General features: G+C 67.5%; 1 protein-coding gene. It reads left to right on the plus strand.

The window, feature by feature from the left end; all coding sequences use genetic code 11:
• Positions 1-144 precede the first annotated feature (144 nt).
• A partial coding sequence (locus EOC06_RS38675; RefSeq protein ID WP_281062153.1) for a carbamoyl-phosphate synthase domain-containing protein occupies positions 145-354 on the plus strand: 210 nt, incomplete at its 3' end.

Genomic DNA, 354 nt, shown 5'->3' on the forward strand with positions numbered 1-354 from the left:
GCCCTGCCCCCTTCCCCTATGTACTGGGCCTTGCATGAACGGAAATTTGACTGCGTGGGAGCCGCGAAATCGCCGCTTCGCGCCGTTTGCCGCGCAGATGGCCCGCCGGGCCGGTTGCAGCGCGCGGCCTGATAGGAGTGCCGCATGGCCGAGATGACCGCCGCCTCGACGCCCGCCTGGGCCACTGAAAAGCCGACCGCCCTTCTGGTGCTGGCCGACGGCACCGTCATCGAAGGTCGCGGTCTCGGCGCCACCGGCTCCGCCGTCGCCGAAGTCTGCTTCAACACGGCGCTGACCGGCTACCAGGAAATCCTCACAGACCCTTCCTATGCCGGCCAGATCGTCACCTTCACC

The sequence above is a fragment of the Mesorhizobium sp. M7A.F.Ca.MR.362.00.0.0 genome (assembly GCF_004023175.1).
GTDB lineage: Bacteria > Pseudomonadota > Alphaproteobacteria > Rhizobiales > Rhizobiaceae > Mesorhizobium.